Origin of the sequence: Solitalea lacus (assembly GCF_022014595.1) — a bacterium.
Classification (GTDB): domain Bacteria; phylum Bacteroidota; class Bacteroidia; order Sphingobacteriales; family Sphingobacteriaceae; genus Solitalea; species Solitalea lacus.
This window is the reverse complement of record NZ_CP091740.1, coordinates 2499727-2523612: the sequence shown is the minus strand read 5'-3', so window position 1 is coordinate 2523612 and position 23886 is coordinate 2499727. Positions and strand designations below refer to the sequence as shown.

The following is a 23886-nucleotide window of genomic DNA, read 5'->3' as shown; positions in this document are numbered from 1 at the left end:
AGTTTACTTTACCTCCTCAAACCCTTCACCCACTTTAATTCCGAATTTGGAAGCAACAGTTGGGTTATATACACGCTTACGAACTTTCACCACTTCAGGTTTGAGATTACTTGTTTTAGGATCTTTTAAATAAGCAACGGCTTGCTCACCCGATTGATACCCCCATTGATACAAATCTGCTCCAAAGGCTGCAACAGCACCACGTTTAACCAAGCCGGCTTCACTAGTAAATACTGGAACATTGGCTTTGTCACAACTTTTTACAATGGTTTCAAAGGAAGCAAACACAGTATTGTCGGGTAAGGCAAAAAAGGCATCCACCTTCTTAGACAATAATGATTCAACAACCAATTGGGTTTCAGCAGAGCTATTTACAGGCAAAACTACCAATTCCATTCCCGAAGCTTTTGATTGTTTAACAATACTATTGTAGGCATCCACAGATTGCGGTTCTGATTGATTGTAAATTGCGGCCAGGCGTTTAACAGATGGTTTTAGGATTTTTATGAGTGCAACTGACGTGTCTATGTAATTCGTAGTTTCATATACTCCATATAAATTTGCAGGCGGATTGCCAGCCTGATCAGTTAAACCAGCCATTTTAGGGCTTGAAGAAACCATCATAAAAATTGGAATGGATCGCTCTCGTTGTGCTGCAGTAATGGTTGGCAAAGTTGCATTAGTCGCAATTAGTTCAACCTTTTCACTAACGGCATAATTTATAGATTGTATAAGCGTTGGGATATTATTTTGTGCATTACTATAAATAATTTCAATATTTTTTTTGTCTTCAAATCCTCCTTTTTTCAATGCATCATAAAAGCCTTGCTTGGCTTGAGCTAAAGTGGCATCTTCAAAGGCATCAACAAAAGCAATTTTGCGCAATTTTGATTTGCTTGAATTTGAAGTACATCCGAATAAAAAAATAACACAGTAAAGTAAAAGAAATCCTTTTTTCATCTGTTTAATTTGTTTTTTATAGTTTAGGCAACGTTTTTAAAAATCTTTTAATAAAAATCATTACGTTAAACATTGGCATATGTTGATGTAAAGATAAATTTTGAAATCAAAAATTCTGTACGCTACTAAAATATGATTGCAATTAATTCTAAACTACCTCAGGTTGGTGCTTCAATTTTTCCTGTTATGACGGGATTGGCAATTGAGTATAAGGCAGTTAATTTAGCTCAAGGGTTTCCTGACTTTCCTACTTCGCCCCAATTAATCAGTTTGGTGAATGACTATATGAAAAAGGGCATGAACCAATATGCCCCACCTGCAGGAATATTGCCTCTCCGCGAGCGCATAGCTGAAATGACCTATAGCTTAACAGGGAAAAATTACTGTGCAGATACAGAAGTGACCATTACTGCCGGAGGTACTCAAGCTATATTTTCTGTAATTGAGGCCTTTATTAGAGATGGTGACGAAGTAATCATTTTTGAGCCTGCTTACGATTGTTATTCGCCAAACATCCGCGTACATGGTGGTATTCCACGGCCTATCGAACTAGCTCCTCCTGATTATAAAATTGACTGGGAGAAAGTAAAAAAGTTGATTTCGCATAAAACACGAATGATTATGCTCAATACTCCACATAATCCTACAGGAACAGTTTTGAGTAAGAGTGATATTGATGAACTCATTAAGATTGTGAAAGGTACCGATATTTTGATTTTGAGCGATGAAGTGTATGAGCATATTATTTTCGACGGTAAAACTCATCATAGTGTTGCAAAATATCCCGAACTGGCAGAACGTAGTTTGATTGTTTCATCATTTGGAAAAACATTTCATACTACAGGTTGGCGTATGGGGTACTTATTAGGTCCGGATTATTTAATGGCTGAAATTCGTAAGTTGCAACAGTTCGCAATTTATACTTGCGTTACCCCTATTCAATATGCCCTCGCCGATTTTATGGCTATCCCTGATAATTACTTAAGTATAAAAGAGATGTATCAGCAAAAGCGAGATTATTTTGCTGGTTTAATGAAAAATACCAAGTTTGATTTGCTACCAGTGGCAGGTTCTTATTTTCAGACGGCTCATTACAACAAAATTTCAGATGAAGGTGATTATGATTTTGCTGTTCGTATAACAAAAGAGTTTGGTGTAGCAACTATTCCTACTTCTGTTTTTTATACAAGTTCAGCTGATCATAAAGTAATCCGTTTTTGTTTTGCTAAAACTGAGGAGACACTGAATAAAGCGGTAGAAAGATTGATGAAAATTTAAGGTTCTTTGATGATCATAACATAAACATGAAATCTAATATAACCATAACTATCATACAAACTGCATTGTATTGGGAGAACATTGATGCCAATTTATCAATGTTGGGGCAAAAAATGCTTGCATTAAAAGAAAAAACAGACCTAATAATTTTACCGGAAATGTTCAGTACCGGTTTTACCATGAATGCATCAATGTTGGCAGAACAAGCCAAAGGTAAAACCGTAAGATGGTTAGCTGAAATGGCTGGCCATATGAACGCCGTAATAACAGGAAGCATAATTGTTGAAGAGCAGAATAAGTTCTACAATCGTTTGGTTTGGATGCGTCCGGATGGCAGTTTTGAAACATATGATAAACGGCATCTTTTTGGTTTAGGTAAAGAGGATGATACCTATGCAGCTGGAGATAAAAAGCTATTGGTTGATCTTAAGGGCTGGAATATATGCCCGATGATTTGTTATGATCTGCGTTTTCCTGTTTGGGCTCGAAATAAAAAAGATAATCCGTATGATTTATATCTGATTGTGGCCAACTGGCCTGAGCGTCGCTCCCTGCATTGGAAAACTCTTTTGCCAGCCAGAGCTATTGAAAATCAGAGTTATGTTGTAGGTGTGAATCGGGTTGGTAATGATGGAAATGAAATTTACCATAGCGGAAATAGTATGATTATTGCTCCTGATGGCGTTGTGTTATATCATAAAGAACATGATGAAGATATGTTTACTTTAGAGCTATCTGGTGAGACCTTGGAATTTGTGCGTAGAGCATTTCCCTTTTTAAAAGATCAGGACGATTTTAATATAAAGAGAGTGTAAGCACTATCCAGTGATAAAAACGAAAAAGGGCAATTTTACAATTGCCCAGGCTCTTGGTTTTGATTAAATTATGCCTTTTACAAGGCTAATGTTTTGTGTTTCAGTATAATAAATTAATCCTCTTTTTGAAAGAAGGATTAAGTATTTAGCTTTGAGAACAACTACGACAACAAGTGCCGCAGTTGTAACTATGAAGAAAAGAAGGTTATTTTATTCCTTTTAAAATCCCCTACTGGGATTAAGACAAATATCCTCATTCTTACCACCCAAACAAATGGACTATGCAAGGGAATTCATGTACTTTTCATACGATTTTCGCCGTGATTCTAATCGTTATATGTTAATTATCAGGTATTTATATTTAGTGGTAAGGTTTTTATAGTAAGAAAACAAATGAGAATGTAACTTATTTATACGAACGAAGGGCAATTGTATAATTGCCCTTGATCTTGGTCTTTCGGTTAAATTATGCCTTATGGCTAATATTTTGTTTTTCTTACTTAAAAAACAACTACGACAACGAGTGCCGCAGTTGTTACTATGAAGAAAATTTGATTAATTGTCTAATTATCAACTTTTTGTACTGATGCAAATTTCCCCTTAATTGCCTTTTGAATCAATGGACTATGCTAGGGAATGCATGTACTTTTCACACGATTTTTGGTGTAGTTATAATTTTATACATTCATTATCAAATAGTTGTGATTTAATGATTAGGTTTTTATGGGAAGAAAACAAATGAGAATGTAATTTATTTAGACGAACAAAGGGCAATTGTAAAATTGCCCTTCTTGGTTTTTCGGTTAAATTATGCCAATGGCTAATATTTTGTGTTTCTTACTTTAAAAAACAACTACGACAACGAGTGTCGCAGTTGTATCTATGAAGAAAATTTATTAATGGTCTTATTATCAGTTGTTTGTATTGATGCAAATTTCATCTTAATTACCTTTTGAATCAATGGACTATGCGAGGGAATGCATGTACTTTTAATATGATTTTTGATTGAAAAATAATATTATCTTCTAATTATCAATTATTTATGATTTTTTAATGGGTTTTATAACTGAACAAGTACTGTGAAATTGATAATCAAAAGTTTTAAGAAGTTTGAAAGATTCTGTGTGTTAGAAATGAAACAAAAAAAGAGTCCGCCTTTATAAAGACGAACTCTTTAGTATTGAATCTACTTTGCTTAAGTTAAAAATTATGCTTCTGCAATCTGCAGTGTTTCTTCTAATTCAGGTGAATACTCGCGCATAAATTCTTCTGCCTTTTTAACCATTTCTTCTGAACCGATAAAAATTGGCGTACGTTGATGAACTTCTTTAACAGGTAGCTCCATAATTCTACTGAACCCATTTGTTGCCCTACCTCCGGCTTGTTCTACAATAAATGCTAAAGGATTACATTCATAAACTAAACGTAATTTTCCTTTAGGTGAACTTGCTGTAGTAGGATAAATAAAGATACCGCCTTTAATCATGTTACGATGAATATCTGCTACCATTGAACCGATATAACGTGAGGTGTAAGGACGATTGGTTTCTGTATCTTCTACCTGGCAATATTTAAGATATTTTTTTACTCCTTCCGGAAAATGAACATAGTTACCTTCGTTTAAGGAATATAATTTACCGGTTTTAGGAAACTGCATGTTAGGGTGAGATAGACAAAATTCACCGATTGATGGATCGAGTGTGAAGCCATTTACACCATGTCCAGTGGTATAAACTAACATGGTTGATGAGCCATAAATCACATAGCCGGCAGCAATTTGCTCAACACCTTTTTGTAAAACATCTACTTTGGTGCAAGGACCACTTTCAGTTTTACGGCGATAAATAGAGAAGATTGTTCCAACGGCAACATTCACATCAATGTTTGAAGAACCGTCTAAAGGGTCAATGGCTACAATGTATTTAGCATTGCGAGAAACCTCGCTGTCAATGCGAATTACATCTTCATTTTCCTCCGATGCGATGAGGCAACATTCGCCACCACTTTGTAAAGCAGAGATAAATTGGTCGTTGGCATAAACATCTAGCTTTTTAACGGCTTCGCCTTGCACATTCATTGTGCCAGCCTCGCCTAAAATGTCAACAAGTCCTGCTTTGTTTACTTCACGGTTAACAATTTTGGCAGCAATGCCAATGTCTCGTAATAGGCGTGAAAGCTCCCCCTTCGCATAAGGAAACTCAGCTTGGCGCTCAATGATAAACTGTCCAAGCGTCATTACTTTTGTCATAAAGTTTATTGAAATGGTGCTTCGAAATTAAGTCAAATTTTATGCTTAGAGAAATAAGCAGATGCTTTAAAAATAGTCTTAGTGTATACTGTACACCTAATTTTAATGCAAATAAGCTAAACTATTTATAGGTTCTGTGTATAATTTTGAAACCTTTAGCTAAAAGTATAAGAACATGCGAAAAGTTAAGGATTTTTTAAGTTTTGTGCATTTCAGTTAAAATTACCGCCTTTTTAACTCAATGATCTCCAAATTGTGTATTTGTTTACCTGTAATTGAAAATCGAAGTAAGGTGCGAACTTGGTGAAAGCCTTCTTTACCATACGCTCCCGGATTCATATGGAGGAAGCCATATTGCTTATCGTACATCACTTTTAAAATATGTGAGTGGCCACAAATGAATAAGTCAATTGGTTCTTTTAATAATTCTGCTTTGATTTTGGGGATATACTTGCCAGGGTAACCTCCAATATGGGTCATCATTACATTCACCTCTTCACAAACAAATCTGTTGATAAATGGGAGCATTGCTCTGACGTCTTTACCATCAATATTTCCCCAAACGCCTTTTACAGGTTTAAAGGCAATTAATTTTTCCAATACTTCCGGAGCTCCTACATCACCAGCATGCCAAATCTCATCTACATCTTTAAAATGCTCAAAGAGTTCATCGTCAATATAACTATGTGTATCTGATAGTAGTCCGATTTTTTTCATTTATTCTAGAGACGAGATTAAAAGATGCTGAGAAAATCCTTTGCTATATTTTTATATTGTGAGGAATGTTTTCCAGGAGAATCATAGATTATAAATTTATAGGCTTCTGGTTCTATATCTTTTTCTCTTGAAAATGAACGAATGATTCTTTTTACAGGAGAATGATCAAATGAATGAATTTCAATTGATTTAATATGATTCAATCCCATTTTCAAAGCCTCTTTCGTAAAATGCTCCATTTCAATAACCGGAAGTATAATCCAGCATGTCCCATTATCAGCTAGAAACTCTTCAATTTTTTTGCATAGGTTTAGGAAGAATTCATCATCAACATGGCGGGCAATTTCTTTTTTCTTCCCTTCTGATTTTAATGAATTGATAAAATAAGGTGGATTGGAAACGATCAAATCATATTTTTTATCGTTTTTAAAATCGAAGATTGAAGAATGAAAAGAAGACAATCGTTTACTCCAAGGAGATATGGAAAAGTTAAATCCGGATTGATTTGCAGCTTCATTATCAATCTCAACCGCATCAATCTGAGCATCCGTTCGTTGGGCCAAAATTAAGGCTATCAATCCAGTGCCTGTACCTATATCAAGTATTTGTTTGCTGTTTTGGGTTTCTGTTAATGTACCAAGCAACACACCATCCGTTCCCACTTTCATTGCACATTTGTCATGAAAGACCTTAAACTGTTTAAACTGAAAATACTCTTTTGACATTACTTCCCAATTAATTTAATAATACAATCTTTTTAGAACGAGAAATACCACCCGGGTTTATTCCAGGTTTTCCTTCTGGGATATTAATATTTAATTTTTGATAGTATTCAATCCAAACAGGATAAAACTCATTGCTGCCTGGCTTTTTAAAGGTCATGGGTTCCAGTTTGAAAAATGGCTTTTTATTATTTGCAGCTTTAAATGCATCGTAAATTAGTTCTGAACAATAATATTTATCGTTATCGTACAAAAAAGCTTCATCATATTTAGTACCTAACTTATCAGTAGCAAATTTTACTGCCTGGGTAATCAAATATTGTTTCGATGGTTTTAATCTGCCAATACAAATTTTATGTTCCGTTCTATCTGCAAAAATAGCCATTGGTGTTAATTGCACTCTATTCCCAATTGCTTCAATTACAAATGCAGTGTCAACTTTTAAATAAACCAAACCAATATGTGAAAAGTGATTACTTCCGTGGCTTATTGTTACCTCTTCGATGGCATCGCAAAGTGGGCCGCAATCCAAATCCACAAATAACAAATCACCATTTTGCAATTTAATGCCGTTTAGCGTTTGGGCTGATAAGTGATAATTATGAAATGAAATTAAGAGAAGAATTATAATAATGGTATTTCGAAACATCATGAACCTATTTTAAGAAAAAAGCCTCGATAAACGAGGCTTTTTCATTAAATAATATTAATGTTTTGAGGTTATTCGCCTAAATAGCTATGTAAAACATTATCATAAACATGTTTAGTCGCTGGTACAGCCCCAAATGATTCACCATCAATAAGCATTTCAGGGTTTTCATTTACTTTACCTAATAAGCTAAATTCAACACCGCTGGTTGACATGAACTCTATGAATTGTTCTTGTAATTCAGGTTTTACTGATACCACAACACGGCCTTGAGCTTCTCCGAATAAGAAAGCATCCTTACGCACGCTTTCATCAGATTCAATTTCAAAACCGAAGCCTTTGTGCATAGCCGATTCAAATAAAGCGATAAATAAACCACCGTCCGCAACATCATGTGCAGAAGCAATTAATTCTTCTTTAATTAAACCTTTAATGGCTTGGTGCATATCATATTCTTTTTCCAAATCAAAATACGGAGCAGGATATTTCTCAATATTATGATACGACGCCAAGTATTGTGAAGCTGCAATGTCATTTTTAGATTCACCAACAAGGTAAATTAAATCACCTTCGTTTTTGAAATCTAAAGTAGTTAAGGACTTTTTATTATCCAATATACCCAACATACCAATAGTTGGTGTAGGGAATACAGGTCCTTCATCGCTTGACTGGTTGTAGAAACTTACGTTACCGCCAGTAACAGGAGTTTCGAACTTGGTACAAGCTTTCCCCATACCTTTAATAGCACTAACAAACTGCCAATAAACCTCAGGAATATACGGGTTACCGAAGTTCAAACAATTGGTAATTGCAACAGGTTCACCACCTGCACAAACAATGTTACGGGCCGCTTCCGCAACAGCGATAGCGCAGCCTTCTTCAGGGTCAGCGTAAACGTAACGAGAGTTACAATCTACTGTTAATGCCAAGGCTTTGTCTGTACCACGAACATCAACCACACCTGCATCGCTTGGACGGTTGGTTGTCATATTTAGAGTACCAACTGTTGAATCATATTGATTGTACACCCAACGTTTTGAAGCAATATTTGGATGTGAAATTAAATGTTCAGCAACTTCTTTTAAATTCTCAGGTTGCTTAATATCTTCAATCTTAAAGGACTTGTGCTCAGCCATGTATGCTGGTTCACGGAATTCGCGGTGATATACAGGAGCTCCACCACCTAATACTAGGTCTTCGGCTGGAACATCTGCAACCAAGGTACCGTGCATATAGTAATGCAAGCGTTTGGTGTTGGTTACTTCACCGATAATAGCACAATTCAAATCCCATTTATCAAAGATAGCTTCAACAATCGCTTCTTTGCCTTTTTCTACCACAATAAGCATACGCTCTTGTGATTCTGAAAGCAGGATTTCCCATGGCTTCATGTTTTCCTGGCGAGTTGGTACTTTATCCAAATCGATGCGCATACCGTGTTCGCCTTTAGCTGACATTTCTGAGTTTGAACAGATGATACCTGCAGCACCCATGTCTTGCATTCCTACAACCGCTCCTGATTGAATTACTTCAAGCGTAGCTTCCAATAAGAGTTTTTCCTGGAATGGGTCTCCAACCTGAACCGATGGTAAGTCATTTACCGAATCTTCGGTGATATCTTTAGAGGCAAAAGCCGCTCCGTGAATGCCATCTTTACCGGTAGCAGAACCTACAATATACACAGGGTTGCCAACACCGTGAGATGTTGCAGAAACAGTTTCTCCTACTTTAACAATACCAGCTGACATGGCATTAACCAATGGATTTACGTTAAAGCTCTCATCAAAGAAAACTTCACCGCCAACGGTAGGGATACCAAAAGCATTTCCATAATCGCCGATACCTTTAACAACGCCTTTTACAAGCCATTTGGTACGGTCAAGGTTAATATCGCCAAAACGTAATGAGTTTAATTGAGCAACCGGACGGGCGCCCATAGTAAAAATATCACGGTTAATACCACCAACACCGGTAGCCGCACCTTGATAAGGTTCTAAGGCTGATGGGTGGTTATGAGATTCAATTTTAAAACAGCAAGCCAAGCCGTCACCTATATCAACTAATCCGGCATTCTCCTCACCTGCTTTGGCCAACATACGTGGACCTTCTTTTGGTAAGGTTTTCAACCAAACGATTGAATTTTTGTACGAACAGTGCTCACTCCACATTACGGCAAAAATGCTCAGTTCGTTAAAGTTAGGGGTGCGTCCTAAAATTTCTTTGATTTTATCAAATTCTTCAGGCAAAAGTCCAAGATCTTTTGCCGTTTCAACAGTGGTTAACTCCAGATGTTCCAATGTTACAGTGGTTTTTTTGAATGAAAGCGCAAAGATATAAAAAGAAAATGGAGGGGGAAAACCGAAAAACGAAATGATTGGATTTGTTATTATAAAAATAAAGAGCAATTGAAATCGCTCTTATTTTAAATTTGTCTTTGGTTCAGTAAATGTACGCTGGCCAAGTTCTGTATTTAATAAGTACAAGGCAGAGCTGTTACCACCAATCATCTCAAGTTTCTTTAAAATGTTGGTGATTGATGCTTCTTCTTCTACTTGTTCGGCGATAAACCATTGCAAAAAGTTGTGAGTGGCAAAATCATTTTCTGATAAGGCCAGCTTTACCAGGTTGTTGATGCTTTTTGTTACTTTTTTCTCGTGAGTCAGGGTAACTTCAAAAGTGTGGATAATTGATTTAAATTCGGTTTCTGGAGCTTCAATTGCTTTCATAGTTACTTTACCGCCCACCGCATGGATATAATCAAATTGTTTGCTTGCATGAAACAATTCCTCTTTTGACTGTACCCGAAAGTAATTGGCAAAGCCGTCCAAATCTTGGTCTTGGAAATAAGAACATATTGAAAGGTATAGATTTGCTGAAAACAGTTCGGCATTGATTTGCTCATTGAGCATGTTTTCCATGTTTTTACTAATCATAATTCATCAATTTTTATCAAATTTAGCCCGTGGTTTTTATTTATCCTAATCAGATAATAATTAAACAACCTCATTATATATAATAATCAATAACCTATATGACTACAATTCAAAATGTTGCCGTAATTGGTTCTGGAACCATGGGAAACGGTATAGCTCACACTTTTGCCCAGTTTGGCTTTAAAGTTTCATTAATAGATATTTCTCAGGATGCACTTGATCTTGGATTGAATACTATTGGCAAAAATCTGGAACGCCAAGTTGCAAAGGGAACCTTGACCGAACAAGAGAAGCTTGCCACATTGTCAAATATTACTACTTTCACAGATATGAAGGCAGGGGTAGCCAATGTTGACTTGGTGGTTGAAGCCGCAACGGAAAATATCGACCTAAAACTAAAGATATTTAAAGACCTTGATTCATTTACAACTGATCAAACCATTTTAGCAACAAACACGTCATCTATCTCTATAACCAAAATTGCTTCTGTAACATCAAAAGCTGACAAGGTAATCGGTATGCATTTTATGAATCCGGTGCCGATTATGAAACTGGTAGAGGTAATCCGGGGATATGCAACAAGTGATGAAGTGGCTAGTTTGACTATGGAACTTTCCAAAAAGCTCGGTAAGATTCCTACAGAGGTAAACGATTATCCGGGTTTTGTTGCAAACCGCATTTTAATGCCCATGATCAATGAAGCTATTTACTCCTTGTACGAAAGTGTAGCAGGGGTTGAAGAAATTGACACAGTAATGAAATTGGGTATGGCTCACCCAATGGGTCCACTTCAATTAGCCGATTTTATTGGACTTGATGTGTGTCTGTCAATATTAAATGTATTACATGAAGGTTTTGGTAATCCTAAATATGCTCCATGTCCATTATTAGTTAATATGGTAACAGCTGGTTACAAAGGAATGAAGACAGGTGAAGGCTTTTATAAATATACGGCCGGTAGCAAAGAATTGGAAGTTTCATCAAAATTTAAAATGTAAAATATTTGCTTCTTTTTATATTATTTTGATTGAAATAAAATTTTTTATAACACACAAAGCCAGGTTGAAAATTTCAACTTGGCTTTATTTTTAAAATTATATTCTGGCTTTATATTAATTTGCAATATATATGCTGAGTTTCACGCATACGATTGACAATAAAATTTGTTAATGCTATAATTTTTATAAATTAACTAATTTTATGTATAGTATTTTGAAATAATAATAAACATTCCTATTTTTAGGAACCAATTTTTCAATACCCTTGTGGAGTTCTCATACAAGATTAAGTAAAGTAAGTTAGGAGAACCCAGAATGATCAACCACGGATTACCAGAGAAGCAGGGCTTGTACGACCCTGCACATGAAAAGGATGCTTGCGGAGTTGGCTGTATCGTACAAAAGAACGGTGAACGTTCTCATGAAATCGTTTATAACGGTTTACAGATTCTTAAAAACTTGCAACATCGCGGGGCTTCAGGTGAAGATCCATATGCAGGTGATGGAGCAGGTATTTTAACTCAACTTCCTCATAATTTCTTCAAAAAGGCTTTAGTTAATGCAGATTTTCAATTGCCTGATGAAGAAGAATATGCTGTAGGCATGACTTTTCTTCCGCAGGATGAAAATGATGCTAATGCATGTAGAAAAATCATTGAAGAAATTGTAATTGAAGAAAAGGAAACCTTTTTAGGTTGGAGACAGGTTCCTTGTGACAACTCTTGCTTATCTAAAAATTTACTTCATCTTGAACCTTCTATTTATCAGTTTTTCGTTCAGCGGAATGAAGTTGATTCAGAAGCCTTTGAGCGTAAATTATATCTTATCCGCCGGCAAATTGAAAAGAAAATTGCCGCAAGCGATATTCAGCAAAAGAAATTCTTTTACATTACTACACTTTCATCTCGTGTAATTGTCTATAAAGGAATGTTTAATGCATGGCAATTGGAAGATTACTTTCCAGACTTCCGGGACGAATCGTTTGAAAGTTCCCTTGCATTAATTCACCAGCGTTATTCTACAAACACCTTCCCTACTTGGAGTTTGGCGCAGCCGTTTCGTTATGTTGCCCATAACGGGGAAATCAATACGTTACAAGGAAACGTAAACTGGGCAAAATCTCGTGAGAAAAATCTTGAGTCAAGTTTGTTTGGTAATGATTTAGAGCGATTATTTCCAACGATTCAAAAGGGAAATTCAGATTCAGCTTCATTTGATAACTATCTGGAGTTATTGATTCAATGCGGACGGGATTTGGATCATGCAATGATGATGATGATGCCGCAGGCTTGGGAAAACGATGATCAGCTTCACCCTGATTTACGTGGTTTTTATGAGTATTCCAATTCAAATATGGAACCATGGGACGGTCCGGCAGCAATGATGTTTACTAACGGATTGCAAATTGGAGCTTGTTTAGATAGAAATGGTTTGCGTCCGGTTCGTTTCACTGAAACATATGATGGGTATTTCATAATGGCATCTGAAAGTGGTGTGCTTCCTATTCCTGAAGATAAAATCAAGCGAAAAGGCAATCTGGGTTCTGGCCGTATGATTTTAATAGATACGACAACAGGCGACATTTTTGATGATAAGGCAATAAAGAAACGTGTTTCAGAAAAAGCTCCATATAAACAATGGATAGACGAACACCGTATCAGGTTGAAAGATCTTCCGGCCCCGGCTCATGTAAATCAACCAAACCATGAGAATTTGCGTTTAGCACAGCGCGTATTTGGTTATACATACGAAGAATTGCATATGCTTATGAAGCCAATGGCCGATGAAGGGCAAGAGGCAACATATGCAATGGGGAATGACACACCTTTAGCCGTACTTTCAGATCGACCTAAATTATTATATAATTACTTTAAACAGCGGTTTGCTCAAGTTACCAACCCTCCAATCGATTCAATTCGTGAAGATTTGGTGATGTCATTGCGTATCCCAATCGGTGGAGCCAGCAATGTGCTTGAAGATAATCCTATTAATTGTAAAATGCTCGAAATTAACCAACCGGTGTTTACCAATGATGAATTAGAGCAGTTAAAGCAACTAAAAACAGGAGGATTCAGATCAAAAGTATTGAATGTTTGTTATCCTATTTATGAGCAATCGTTAGAATTTGCATTAGACGAATTGTGTAAAAAGGTTGAAGCAATAGTAGATCAAGGATATCGTCTGGTTATTCTATCTGACCGTAATCATTCCCATACCCATGCACCAATTCCTACCTTATTGGTTGTTTCTGCAGTTCATCATTATTTGATACGTGTAAATAAGCGTGGTAAAATCGGAATCGTAGTAGAGAGCGGTGAAGTGCGCGAAGTTCATCACTTGGCCTTGTTGCTTTCGTTTGGTGCAGGTGGTGTAAACCCTTATCTGGCATTTGAATCATTGACTGATATGGAAATGAGTGGCCAATTGGAAAAGGGTATTAATGAAAGTAAAGCGCATAAAAATTATATAAGCGCTCTCAAAAAAGGCTTATTGAAGATTATGGCCAAAATGGGAATTTCAACCTTATTGAGTTACCAAGGTGGGCAAATCTTTGAAGCAATTGGGATTAATCAAGACTTAATTGAAAAATACTTTGAGGGCACATTCTCAATGATTGGGGGTGTAGGTATAGAACAATTAGAACAGGAACTTAAAACCCGTCATGAAAATGCGTACAAAGTTGAAAAGCACTATTTTGACAAGCTCTCCACGGGTGGAGAATATCACTGGCGCCAACAAGGCGAATATCATGCTTACAACCCTGAAACTGTTCACTTACTGCAACAGGCTGCATGGAAAAATGATCCGGAAATTTATAACCGATTTGCAAAACTAGTTAACGATCGCACTGAAGAGCTAAGTTTTTTAAGGGGGTTGTTTGATATCGATGAAACAGAACTTCCTACTGTTCCGTTGGAAGAGGTTGAACCTGCTAAAGAAATTGTTAAACGCTTCACTTCAGGGGCGATGTCAATTGGTTCAATTTCACGCGAAGCGCATGAGACATTGGCCATCGCCATGAATAATTTAGGGGGTAAAAGTAATACCGGTGAAGGTGGTGAGGATGAGATTAGATTTAAACCGGATGCCAATGGAAACCTTCGTCGTTCTGCCATTAAGCAAGTGGCCTCAGGACGATTTGGAGTAACTTCCAATTATTTGGTAAATGCAGATGAGTTACAGATAAAAGTAGCTCAAGGTGCAAAACCTGGTGAAGGAGGTCAACTTCCCGGCTTTAAGGTTGATGATTATATTGCTAAACTTCGTCATACTATACCAGGAGTTTCACTGATCTCCCCTCCTCCTCATCACGATATCTACTCAATTGAGGATTTATCACAACTAATCTTCGATTTAAAGAATGCCAACCGATGGGCTGATATCAGTGTAAAATTGGTTTCATCAACTGGTGTAGGGACTGTGGCTGCCGGGGTTGCTAAGGCTTTGGCTGATTCAATAACAATTTCTGGCTATGATGGTGGTACCGGGGCCTCTCCTGCGACTTCAATTAAGCATGCGGGAATGCCTTGGGAATTAGGTTTAGCTGAAGCGCAGCAAACTTTGGTGTTGAACAAACTACGTGGTCAAGTGCGTTTGCAGGTGGATGGACAATTAAAAACCGGACGTGATGTGGTTATAGGTGCATTATTAGGTGCAGAAGAGTTTGGATTTGCAACATCAGTGTTAATTGCCACGGGCTGTATCATGATGCGAAAGTGTCATTTAAACACATGTCCGGTAGGTATTGCTACGCAAGACAAATACCTTAGAAACAAGTATCATGGAAAGCCGGAATATGTTCAGAACTATTTAATGTTTGTCGCAGAAGAAGTTCGTCAGGTTATGGCAAAGCTTGGTTATCGCAAGTTTGAAGACATGATAGGCCAAGTACAGCGTTTAAAAACCCATAAAGCTGTGGATCATTACAAAGCTCAAGGTTTGGATTTCAGCCCTCTATTTGTTAAACCTGTTTCTGCTGATAACGTTTACCGAAATGTTAAAAAACAAGTTCATGCAATTGGTGAAGCTATTGATAATGAATTGATTGGTGTGGTAAAAACTGCTCTTGATGGAAAAGAATCAATAGTAGTTGAAAAGAAAATATATAATGTTTATCGCACCTTCGGCACTATGCTGGGAAGTGAAATTACACTTCGTCATGGTTCAAAAGGGTTACCTGAGGATCATATCTTGTTGAATCTTACAGGTACAGCCGGACAAAGCTTTGGAGCATTTATACCTTCTGGATTAACCTTGAACCTAAGAGGAGATGCAAATGATTATGTAGGAAAAGGTTTATCGGGAGGAAAGATCATTGTCGCTCCACCTCAAAAATCATCATTGGAGCCACATAAAAATGTGATTGTTGGGAACACTTGTTTATATGGCGCAACCTCTGGTAAAGCATTCTTCTCTGGTATGGCTGGACAGCGCTTTGGTGTTCGTAACTCCGGGGCTCATGCTGTAGTTGAAGGCTTGGGAGATCACGGATGCGAATATATGACCGGCGGTATTGTTGTAGTGCTTGGCTCAACAGGTAAAAACTTTGCTGCGGGTATGAGCGGTGGTATAGCTTATGTTTTTGATCAGGATAGAACGTTTAAGAAGCATTGTAACCTTAGTATGGTAGCTGTTGAAAAGGTAACAGATGAAGCCCGTCAGCAAGAGCTATATAACTTAATCAAAGAGCACTATGAGTATACCGGTAGTCCTAAAGCCAAAGTGATTTTGAATAACTGGGCTCGCCGTGTTGAAGATTTTGTTATGGTAATTCCTTTCGAATACCGTAAGATTCAGGTTCAGCTCGACAGAAGAAAAGCTTCAGTAGCAAGTTTACCTCCATCTGTGTTTAGTAATCAGGTGGGGAAAACTGAGGCAATTGAAAGCAAATAATTGATTGCAAACGAGTGATTTAAAAAGGTAACACAATAAGGGTATTTGACCGAATGTCTTTACCCTTAAATCTGAAATACAATGGGAAAACCTACAGGATTTATTGAATATCCAAGAGAAGATATGCAGAAAGCGCCGGTTACCGAGCGTGTTCAACACTATAATGAGTTTGAAAAGCCACAAAGTGAACAACGTGTAAAAACACAAGCTGCACGATGTATGGGTTGCGGAATCCCGTTTTGTAATTGGGGTTGTCCGGTTTCAAATCTTATTCCTGAGTTTAACGACTTTGTTTACAAGGGTCAATGGAAAAACGCTTATGGTACGTTAATGAGTACAAACAACTTCCCTGAGTTTACAGGCAGGGTGTGCCCGGCTCCTTGTGAACCGGCTTGTACGGCCTCATTAGTCGAAAAACCTATCAGCATTAAACAAATAGAGTTATCAATTATAGAGAAAGCTTTTGCAGAAGGATGGGTGAAGCCAAATCAGGTTCCTTATCGAACTGGAATTAAGATAGCTGTAATTGGTTCAGGTCCTGCGGGATTATCGGCTGCGCAACAACTTAATTTAGTGGGACACACGGTTACTGTTTTTGAAAAGAACGACCGATTAGGAGGCTTACTACGTTATGGAATTCCTGATTTTAAATTGGAGAAATGGGTAATTGATCGCCGTATTGCATTGATGGAAGAAGAAGGGATTACCTTTAAAACTAATTCAAACGTTGGTGAGAACATTTCTATTGACGACCTGAAAGCTGAATTTGATTATATCTGCTTGTGTTGTGGAGCTGAAAAGCCTCGTGGGCTTGGTAATATCAAGGGAGCTGACAAAAAGGGAATCTATTTTGCCATGGAATTTTTATCTCAACAAAACAAAGAAAATCATGGTGATCAATTGCATCCTGAGGTAAAGATTAGCGCTAAAGATAAGCATGTTGTAGTTTTAGGAGGTGGAGATACCGGTTCCGACTGTATTGGTACTGCAATTCGTCAAGGAGCTAAAAGTGTTACTCAAATTCAGATTCACAAACCTTTGCCTGAAGAGCGTTATGAGACCAACCCTTGGCCTATGTGGCCCAAAACCTTTACCACTTCTTCTTCGCAGGCAGAAGGTTGCGAGCGATTATTCTCTGTTGTAACTTCTGCTGTTAAGGGTGGTGATAAAGTTGAAGCATTGGAACTTCAAAATATTAAATGGCCTGAAGGTGAAATCAAATCTGGTCAACGTAATTATGAAATCAGTGGTGAGAAATACGATATTCCATGTGACTTGTTGTTAATTTCTTTAGGTTTTGAGCATACCATACACGAAGGATTGGTAGACTATTTAAACCTTGAAAAAGATAACCGTGGGAATGTGAAAGTTGATAATTTCCATACTTCTGATCCTCAAATTTGGGCAGCAGGTGACATGATTGAAGGCGCAAACCTTATTGTAACTGCGATTAACAGTGGTCGTCAAATGGCAAGCACCTTGAAAAAATACATTAAGGCCCATTAAAATTTAAAATTATCAGTTGATGCATTGAAAGTGCTGCGTACAATCAATCATCAACCAATTCTCATAGCTTACTTAAGCATCGGCTTTTTTTAGTCGATGCTTTTTTATTATTGAGATTTCTTTTATGCCTGCATAATTAATTTAAAATACCTATGTTAGATTAGAAACATCTGGAAATATGATAAAAAGATTCCTGCTTTTTTTATTGATCACTATTGGAGTATTGGTTGGAATTATTGCCTTTAAAACACTTACGTTCAAATCTAAACAGCCTGAAGTAGAGGTTATTAATCCTATTGAAGTGGGGCAAAAGGCTGTTGTGAATTTTCAAACTGCAATTAAACTTAAAACAATTTCATATGACGATACTTCAAAAATTGATACAACTCAGTTTACAGCCAATCTTAAATTTATGGAAACAGCCTACCCTAATGTCAATAAATTTCTTCAAAAGGAAGTTGTAAACAAATATAGCCTGTTATATACCTGGCAAGGCAAAAATCCAAAACTTAAACCCATAATATTAATGGGACACATGGATGTCGTGCCTGTTGAAGAAGAATCAAAACAGTATTGGAAAGCCGATCCATTTGGTGGTGAAATTAAACAAGATACTATTTGGGGTCGTGGCTGTGTAGATGATAAAATAACAGTAATAACAATTATGGAAGCTGTTGAAAGATTGACAGCTGAAGGGTTTCAGCCTGAACAAACAATTTATTTAGCATTTGGGCATGATGAGGAAATCAGTGGAAAACAAGGGGCTGCAGAAATTGCCTCATTATTAAAAAGCAGAGGCGTAAAAGCCGAGTTTGTTATGGATGAAGGAGGGCTGATTATTGACGGTATTTTGCCCGGAAAACCAATTGCTTTGATTGGTACTGCAGAGAAAGGTTATTTAACAATTGATTTGGATGTGAACTCCCCAGGTGGTCATTCTTCAGCACCAGGAAAAGAGACTGCTATTGATATTATTTCTTCAACGATTGAAAAGATTCGTAATAACCCTTTTAAGGGTACATTCACTACTCCTACTCTTGAGTTAACTGAATATTTGGGGCCAGAGATGTCACCTTTTTTGAAAGTGATATTTGCCAACCGGTGGTTAACCAAACCGTTGATCCAAAGAGAGTACGAAAAGACAGACAGAGGATACGCGCAATTTCATACAACCATTGCTCCTACCATTCTGAAAAGTGGTTTTAAGGACAATGTAATTCCCTCAGTAGCAACTGCTGCCATTAATTTTAGAATTTTGCCGGGAGAAACCCCTGAGACGGTAATTGAACAAGTAAGAAAAGTTGTAAATGATGCAAGGGTGAAAATTACACCGCGTGAAGTATCAAAAGCTAATCCTTCAAAAATTTCATCAACCACAGCCAAAGGTTTCATAGCTATTGCAAAAACCAATCGGCAATTACACCCCGATATGCCTGTAAGCCCTTTTTTATTAATTGCCCTTACTGATTCTCGTCATTATGCTGATATAACTGAAAATATTTATCGGTATGCTCCTTCAAAGCTTATTGGTTACCACGATATTAATGAGCGAATTGCTGTCACCGATTATAAAAGTGCTATTGCATTTTATTATCAGCTAATCAAAAATTTGAATTAAGTTTAGTTCCATATCGAGTAGGTAGGGGGATTACTCCCCCGTCCTCTCACACCACCCTGCGTACTTTCGTACAGGGCGGTTTCTAATAATTGTTTAACAGTTTATAATTACACCATAAGCTGTACAAACCTAGTCCCTCAAACCATTTTAGATTCATTGCCTGATGGGCTTGGGGAGCACCTGACTTGCGCCAATGCCCTTTTCCCGAAAGAGCCAGTATCCAACTCTGCCATTTTGCAACACCTAAACCATGGAGAAATTCCTGTATGGTTTTAACGCGCTTGCATTGTTTGAGTCGGTAGCAACGAAGCTTTCTGCGTATCCAGCTGTCCGTATCTTGTAAGAAACGACTGCTTTTGGCATATCGGAAATAAACTAACCAGCCTGATAATTTGGATTAAACTCCGGCCTCGGTTCCGTTTCGTTATTTTCCGAATCTTCGCTTTCAAGTTCTCTTTGCTTTGTTTGGCAATCGTTAACCGACCATCATCTTGAATGGTGTAACCTAAAAACTTGCTTTGATTGACCGGGCAAACCTTACTCTTTTCTCTGTTGATTTTCAGTTTTAGTGTACTTTCAATGAAGTTGCTTATCGACCCAAATACCCTCTCACTGGCCGCTTGGCTGCGAACAAAGATATTGCAGTCGTCTGCGTAGCGAACAAATTTATGACCCCGCCTTTCTAGCTCTTTGTCCAGTTCGTCTAACACGATATTGGATAAGATCGGTGAAAGTGGGCTCCCTTGTGGCGTGCCGGAGGTACGTACTCCGATGACTCCATCGACCAGTATTCCACTACCAAGGTACCTTCGTATCAAGTTCAATAACACCGTGTCATTGATGTCCTGATGCAGCCGGTACATCAATCGGTCGTGGTTTACTTCATCGAAAAAGTTCTTCAAATCCACATCGATCACTATGGCGTAGCCTTCCCGCACGTAATCACTCGCCTTTTTCAAGGCCTGATGAGCGTTTCTTTTGGGACGAAAACCGTAGCTGTTTTCCGAGAATTTAGGCTCGTAAATCCGGCTTATCACTTGGCTGATGGCCTGTTGGATGATGCGGTCCTTGACCGTGGGAATTCCTAACTTCCTGAAACCTACTGACTTTTTAGGCATTTCCACTTCCTTCACCGCGTCCGGTTGGTAAGTTCCCTTCAGTAAGCTTTCAATCAGGTTCGCGCCTTCTTTCAAATACCATTGCGGAAATTCACCTACCGGAACCTGATCGATACCGGCTACTCCTTTGTTGCTCTTCACTTGCTTATAAGCGAGCTGGATGTTGCACCATCCGAACATACCGCTTGCATTAATGTTCCTGCTAAGGCTCGTCTTTGTTTAGCCTGACCGGTTATTTGCAAGTCCTTTCCTGCGGTTGCTCCGTGTACGTCTTCACAACTTTCTGAATGGAGAATAGCGTTCATCTTTTGTTCCATGAACAAATCCAGTTGATACCCTATTGCTTGCTCTTGCTCCATAAACACAGTGACTTTACCGACTGCTCCTTAAATTACTAGATTCAGACCTTCCAGTTTAGTGAGACCCTCCGAGTTTTTTTTTTCGGCTCGTATCGGCTGTACTACGTCGTCTGCTGACTCCTCCGTGTCCTTTTGCCCATTTCGCAACGCGCATAGTTCCACTAAAAACAGACACTGAGGTCTCTCGGGATAAGATTCCTATTCTTTCAACAGGTTCTGCTTGATTTACTCCATGAGGTTACGATTGACTTTCGGGCTTTCCCGATCCATTACTCGGTGACCCACTCATTGAGCTTTGTATCAATTTTCTGTGCGTCAGAACCTTGCCTTTGCTAATGGCTTCCTTCAGATTCGCAGTCACCCGCGACACCCTTGCCAATCGCTAGTACTTCCTGTCAACTGGGCGTACGCAAGGATTTGCACCTTGTTAGAATAGTACCGTGCCCGACATACGAAAAAGCGGCTTTCTTTTCATTGAAGCCGCTTTTTTTATCATATATTAATTTTAATATGCTATAGCAAACAATACTCTTTGAGATGAAGGTTTGCCAGTTAATATACATTTTCCTTCTTCCTGAGGATTATTCAATGGGATACAACGGATGGTTGCTTTGGTTTCATCTTTAATTTGTTGCTCTGTTTCAGCTGTTCCATCCCAATGTGCAGATACAAAACCTCCTTTGTTTCCTAACACTTGTTTAAACTCTTCGTAAGTATCCACACGAGTAATGTTTTCTTCTCTGAAAGAGTTGGCTTTTTGGAAAATGTTTACTTGAATTTCTTCTAGCAAGAATTCCACCTTATTAGCCAAATCGTTCATTTGAAGCACCATTTTCTCTTTTGTATCACGACGGGCTACTTCTACCGTTTGGTTTTCAAGGTCACGGGCACCAATTGCAATACGTACAGGAACACCTTTCAGTTCCCATTCAGCAAACTTAAAGCCTGGACGTTGTGTGTCACGATTGTCATATTTCACAGAAATACCTTTTGCATCAAACTCTTTTTTAAGCTTATTTACAACTTCGGTAATTTTATCGGCTTCTTCATCGTTTTTAAATATCGGAACAATAACAACTTGTATCGGAGCTAATTTAGGAGGAAGTACTAAACCGTCATCATCAGAATGTGCCATAATCAAAGCCCCCATTAAACGGGTTGATACACCCCATGAAGTTGCCCATACAAAATCTTGCTTACCGTCTTTGCCTGTAAATCGCACATCAAACGCTTTAGCAAAATTCTGACCCAAGAAGTGTGATGTTCCGGCTTGTAAAGCTTTTCCGTCTTGCATTAAGGCTTCAATACAATACGTATCAAGAGCACCGGCAAAGCGCTCATTAGGAGTCTTCCTGCCTTTTACAACAGGTAGAGCCATCCAATTTTCAACGAAATCACTATAAACATCCAACATTTGCTCTGTTTCAGCAATAGCCTCATCAGCGGTAGCATGAGCTGTGTGTCCTTCCTGCCATAAGAATTCGGCTGTACGTAAGAACAAACGGGTACGCATTTCCCAACGCACAACATTGGCCCATTGGTTAACCAAAATTGGCAGATCACGGTACGATTGGATCCAACCTTTATAAGTATTCCAGATAATGGTTTCTGAAGTAGGACGAACTATTAATTCTTCCTCCAGCTTTGCCTCAGGATCAACAATTACCCCTCCGGTTTCAGGGTCGTTCTTTAAACGATAATGCGTTACTACTGCACATTCTTTAGCGAAACCTTCAACGTGATCAGCCTCTTTAGATAAAAAAGATTTGGGGATAAACAAGGGGAAATAAGCATTTGAGTGGCCTGTATCTTTAAATTTCTTATCCAGGACAGCTTGCATTTTTTCCCAAATTGAATACCCATAGGGCTTAATAACCATACATCCGCGAACTGAAGAATGTTCGGCTAGGTCAGCCTTTGTTACCAATTCATTATACCATTGAGAATAATCTTTGTCTCTACTCGTGAGGTCTTTTGCCATAAAAAATGTTTAACTAATACTTTTAATTATTGCATTTACGGTTAGATATGTAAATACTCTGTTAATTTTAAGGTTTTGAGCAACCAAAAATAGAAATTTGTCATCTAACTATAGAATGATTATTTTTAGAATCTAATATTTGAAGCCATGAAAAGGTTTTTAACGCTTGCTATTGTGTCGATAGTGGTACTGAGTTCCTGCTCAACAACCAAAACGACTCAAAATACCCCATCTAAAGAATCGGTGGATAATGACCTTTATTTTACCAATGTAAAAGTTGCAGAGCATCAGGTTTATGCATCGTCTTCTTCTCAAAGTCAGGGTGAAGTGAACGACGGCCCATTAACTCGCTACTATGATCCAAACGATCCTGACTATTATTACGCAAATCGTATCAATAAGTTTTACTATCCTAATAGTTACGATGCCTATTTTGATGATTTCTATAATCCATACCATCCATACTCTTCATGGTATTTTGGTGTAGGATCTTATTGGGGTAATCCTTATTACAATAGTGCATACTTTTGGAATCGTCCTTATTATTGGGGAATGCCTTCAACCTATTACTCAATGTCCTTTGGCTGGGGGTATCCTTCTTATGGTTATGGATATTGTTCTCCTTATCAATATAATAGTTATTTAGGATATTATTATAATAATCCATGGTACTCAGGTGTTTACTACCCTGGATATTATGTTTATAATGTGGCTCCTAATAACGTATATAACAATTATGGACCGCGCGCTGCAGGAGGAGGCACAAATATTAACAGACCAAGAACTTACAGAGGAAATGATTCTTTTGCTCCAAGACCAGGAGGTGAATTAGGAACTAGTAGTACCAGGCCGGCTTGGCGTCCTGATAACTCTTCAGGAAGAAGAGAGGTTGGGGATAGTGATGCCCGTCCTCGTCAACGTACATATGATCAAGGATCAAATTCAAGAGAAAGTTCAAGGCCTACATATACTACTCCTAGGTCAAACGAAGGAAGTCGTTCAACAGGTGGAGAAAGTCGAAGTAATGGAGGCAGTAGTAATAGCAATGCAAGACCTAGATCAAGAAATTAATTGTAAATAATTCAATTACT

General features: G+C 37.9%; 17 protein-coding genes and 1 pseudogene. 7 read left to right on the top strand and 11 right to left on the bottom strand.

Features of this window, described 5'->3' with window-relative positions; genetic code table 11:
• Positions 1-3: 3 nt before the first annotated feature.
• On the bottom strand, positions 4-960 hold the full coding sequence (locus L2B55_RS10680) for an ABC transporter substrate-binding protein (RefSeq protein WP_237845390.1): 957 nt from the start codon (positions 958-960) through the stop codon (positions 4-6).
• A 132-nt stretch (positions 961-1092) separates the two neighbouring features.
• On the opposite strand from L2B55_RS10680, the gene L2B55_RS10675 reads away from it, so the two are divergent.
• Entirely contained in the window at positions 1093-2238 is a 1146-nt protein-coding gene (locus tag L2B55_RS10675; RefSeq protein WP_237845388.1) for a methionine aminotransferase, read from the top strand.
• A gap of 26 nt (positions 2239-2264) precedes the next feature.
• Positions 2265-3053, top strand: coding sequence for an amidohydrolase (locus L2B55_RS10670; RefSeq protein ID WP_237845381.1), 789 nt, complete (start codon positions 2265-2267; stop codon positions 3051-3053).
• A 1207-nt stretch (positions 3054-4260) separates the two neighbouring features.
• On the opposite strand, the gene fbp is transcribed toward L2B55_RS10670, so the two are convergent.
• From fbp to L2B55_RS10640, 6 genes are all read right to left on the bottom strand, one after another.
• Positions 4261-5301, bottom strand: a complete 1041-nt coding sequence (fbp, locus tag L2B55_RS10665) for a class 1 fructose-bisphosphatase (protein ID WP_237845379.1) — start codon at positions 5299-5301, stop codon at positions 4261-4263.
• Positions 5302-5523: 222 nt separating this feature from the next.
• Positions 5524-6018 (bottom strand): metallophosphoesterase family protein, encoded by a 495-nt coding sequence (locus tag L2B55_RS10660; protein ID WP_237845377.1) that lies wholly within the window; start codon positions 6016-6018, stop codon positions 5524-5526.
• Positions 6019-6035: 17 nt separating this feature from the next.
• The gene (locus L2B55_RS10655; RefSeq protein WP_237845370.1) at positions 6036-6743 is read right to left on the bottom strand and encodes a tRNA1(Val) (adenine(37)-N6)-methyltransferase; all 708 of its coding nucleotides are present in this window, start codon (positions 6741-6743) and stop codon (positions 6036-6038) included.
• Positions 6744-6753: 10 nt separating this feature from the next.
• On the bottom strand, positions 6754-7392 hold the full coding sequence (locus L2B55_RS10650; protein WP_237845362.1) for a YiiX/YebB-like N1pC/P60 family cysteine hydrolase: 639 nt from the start codon (positions 7390-7392) through the stop codon (positions 6754-6756).
• Positions 7393-7460: 68 nt separating this feature from the next.
• Positions 7461-9686 (bottom strand): phosphoribosylformylglycinamidine synthase subunit PurL, encoded by a 2226-nt coding sequence (gene purL, locus L2B55_RS10645; protein WP_237845355.1) that lies wholly within the window; start codon positions 9684-9686, stop codon positions 7461-7463.
• A gap of 120 nt (positions 9687-9806) precedes the next feature.
• Positions 9807-10322, bottom strand: a complete 516-nt coding sequence (locus L2B55_RS10640; protein ID WP_237845353.1) for a ferritin — start codon at positions 10320-10322, stop codon at positions 9807-9809.
• A 98-nt stretch (positions 10323-10420) separates the two neighbouring features.
• On the opposite strand from L2B55_RS10640, the gene L2B55_RS10635 reads away from it, so the two are divergent.
• From L2B55_RS10635 to L2B55_RS10620, 4 genes are all read left to right on the top strand, one after another.
• Positions 10421-11320 (top strand): 3-hydroxybutyryl-CoA dehydrogenase, encoded by a 900-nt coding sequence (locus L2B55_RS10635; protein ID WP_237845351.1) that lies wholly within the window; start codon positions 10421-10423, stop codon positions 11318-11320.
• Between the two features lie 315 nt (positions 11321-11635).
• Positions 11636-16213 (top strand): glutamate synthase large subunit, encoded by a 4578-nt coding sequence (gltB, locus tag L2B55_RS10630; protein WP_237845349.1) that lies wholly within the window; start codon positions 11636-11638, stop codon positions 16211-16213.
• A gap of 81 nt (positions 16214-16294) precedes the next feature.
• The gene (locus L2B55_RS10625; protein WP_237845341.1) at positions 16295-17719 is read left to right on the top strand and encodes a glutamate synthase subunit beta; all 1425 of its coding nucleotides are present in this window, start codon (positions 16295-16297) and stop codon (positions 17717-17719) included.
• Positions 17720-17897: 178 nt separating this feature from the next.
• The gene (locus tag L2B55_RS10620) at positions 17898-19337 is read left to right on the top strand and encodes a M20 family peptidase (RefSeq protein WP_237845339.1); all 1440 of its coding nucleotides are present in this window, start codon (positions 17898-17900) and stop codon (positions 19335-19337) included.
• Between the two features lie 82 nt (positions 19338-19419).
• Here L2B55_RS10620 and L2B55_RS19050 read toward each other — a convergent pair.
• From L2B55_RS19050 to proS, 4 genes and pseudogenes are all read right to left on the bottom strand, one after another.
• Positions 19420-19671 (bottom strand): annotated as a pseudogene (locus L2B55_RS19050) (hypothetical protein); the annotation flags it as partial.
• Positions 19610-20635, bottom strand: a complete 1026-nt coding sequence (gene ltrA / locus L2B55_RS10615) for a group II intron reverse transcriptase/maturase (protein WP_420854503.1) — start codon at positions 20633-20635, stop codon at positions 19610-19612. The gene ltrA and the pseudogene L2B55_RS19050, both read right to left, overlap by 62 nt.
• On the bottom strand, positions 20593-20814 hold the full coding sequence (locus L2B55_RS10610) for a hypothetical protein (protein WP_237845335.1): 222 nt from the start codon (positions 20812-20814) through the stop codon (positions 20593-20595). The genes ltrA and L2B55_RS10610 overlap by 43 nt, the downstream gene beginning before the upstream one ends.
• Before the next feature lie 505 nt (positions 20815-21319).
• Positions 21320-22795, bottom strand: coding sequence for a proline--tRNA ligase (gene proS, locus L2B55_RS10605; RefSeq protein ID WP_237845333.1), 1476 nt, complete (start codon positions 22793-22795; stop codon positions 21320-21322).
• Between the two features lie 147 nt (positions 22796-22942).
• On the opposite strand from proS, the gene L2B55_RS10600 reads away from it, so the two are divergent.
• Positions 22943-23866, top strand: a complete 924-nt coding sequence (locus L2B55_RS10600; protein ID WP_237845331.1) for a hypothetical protein — start codon at positions 22943-22945, stop codon at positions 23864-23866.
• Positions 23867-23886: the final 20 nt, after the last annotated feature.

Bases quoted from the DNA above. Each gene is read 5' to 3' on its own strand.
- L2B55_RS10620 (WP_237845339.1), top strand. From the start codon at position 17,898: ATGATAAAAAGATTCCTGCTTTTTTTATTGATCACTATTGGAGTATTG.
- L2B55_RS10600 (WP_237845331.1), top strand. From the start codon at position 22,943: ATGAAAAGGTTTTTAACGCTTGCTATTGTGTCGATAGTGGTACTGAGT.
- L2B55_RS10610 (WP_237845335.1), bottom strand. From the start codon at position 20,814: ATGGAGCAAGAGCAAGCAATAGGGTATCAACTGGATTTGTTCATGGAA.
- L2B55_RS10660 (WP_237845377.1), bottom strand. From the start codon at position 6,018: ATGAAAAAAATCGGACTACTATCAGATACACATAGTTATATTGACGAT.
- L2B55_RS10655 (WP_237845370.1), bottom strand. From the start codon at position 6,743: ATGTCAAAAGAGTATTTTCAGTTTAAACAGTTTAAGGTCTTTCATGAC.
- L2B55_RS10650 (WP_237845362.1), bottom strand. From the start codon at position 7,392: ATGATGTTTCGAAATACCATTATTATAATTCTTCTCTTAATTTCATTT.
- ltrA (WP_420854503.1), bottom strand. From the start codon at position 20,635: ATGTTCGGATGGTGCAACATCCAGCTCGCTTATAAGCAAGTGAAGAGC.
- L2B55_RS10675 (WP_237845388.1), top strand. From the start codon at position 1,093: ATGATTGCAATTAATTCTAAACTACCTCAGGTTGGTGCTTCAATTTTT.
- L2B55_RS10640 (WP_237845353.1), bottom strand. From the start codon at position 10,322: ATGATTAGTAAAAACATGGAAAACATGCTCAATGAGCAAATCAATGCC.
- L2B55_RS10680 (WP_237845390.1), bottom strand. From the start codon at position 960: ATGAAAAAAGGATTTCTTTTACTTTACTGTGTTATTTTTTTATTCGGA.
- L2B55_RS10670 (WP_237845381.1), top strand. From the start codon at position 2,265: ATGAAATCTAATATAACCATAACTATCATACAAACTGCATTGTATTGG.
- proS (WP_237845333.1), bottom strand. From the start codon at position 22,795: ATGGCAAAAGACCTCACGAGTAGAGACAAAGATTATTCTCAATGGTAT.
- L2B55_RS10625 (WP_237845341.1), top strand. From the start codon at position 16,295: ATGGGAAAACCTACAGGATTTATTGAATATCCAAGAGAAGATATGCAG.
- fbp (WP_237845379.1), bottom strand. From the start codon at position 5,301: ATGACAAAAGTAATGACGCTTGGACAGTTTATCATTGAGCGCCAAGCT.
- gltB (WP_237845349.1), top strand. From the start codon at position 11,636: ATGATCAACCACGGATTACCAGAGAAGCAGGGCTTGTACGACCCTGCA.
- L2B55_RS10635 (WP_237845351.1), top strand. From the start codon at position 10,421: ATGACTACAATTCAAAATGTTGCCGTAATTGGTTCTGGAACCATGGGA.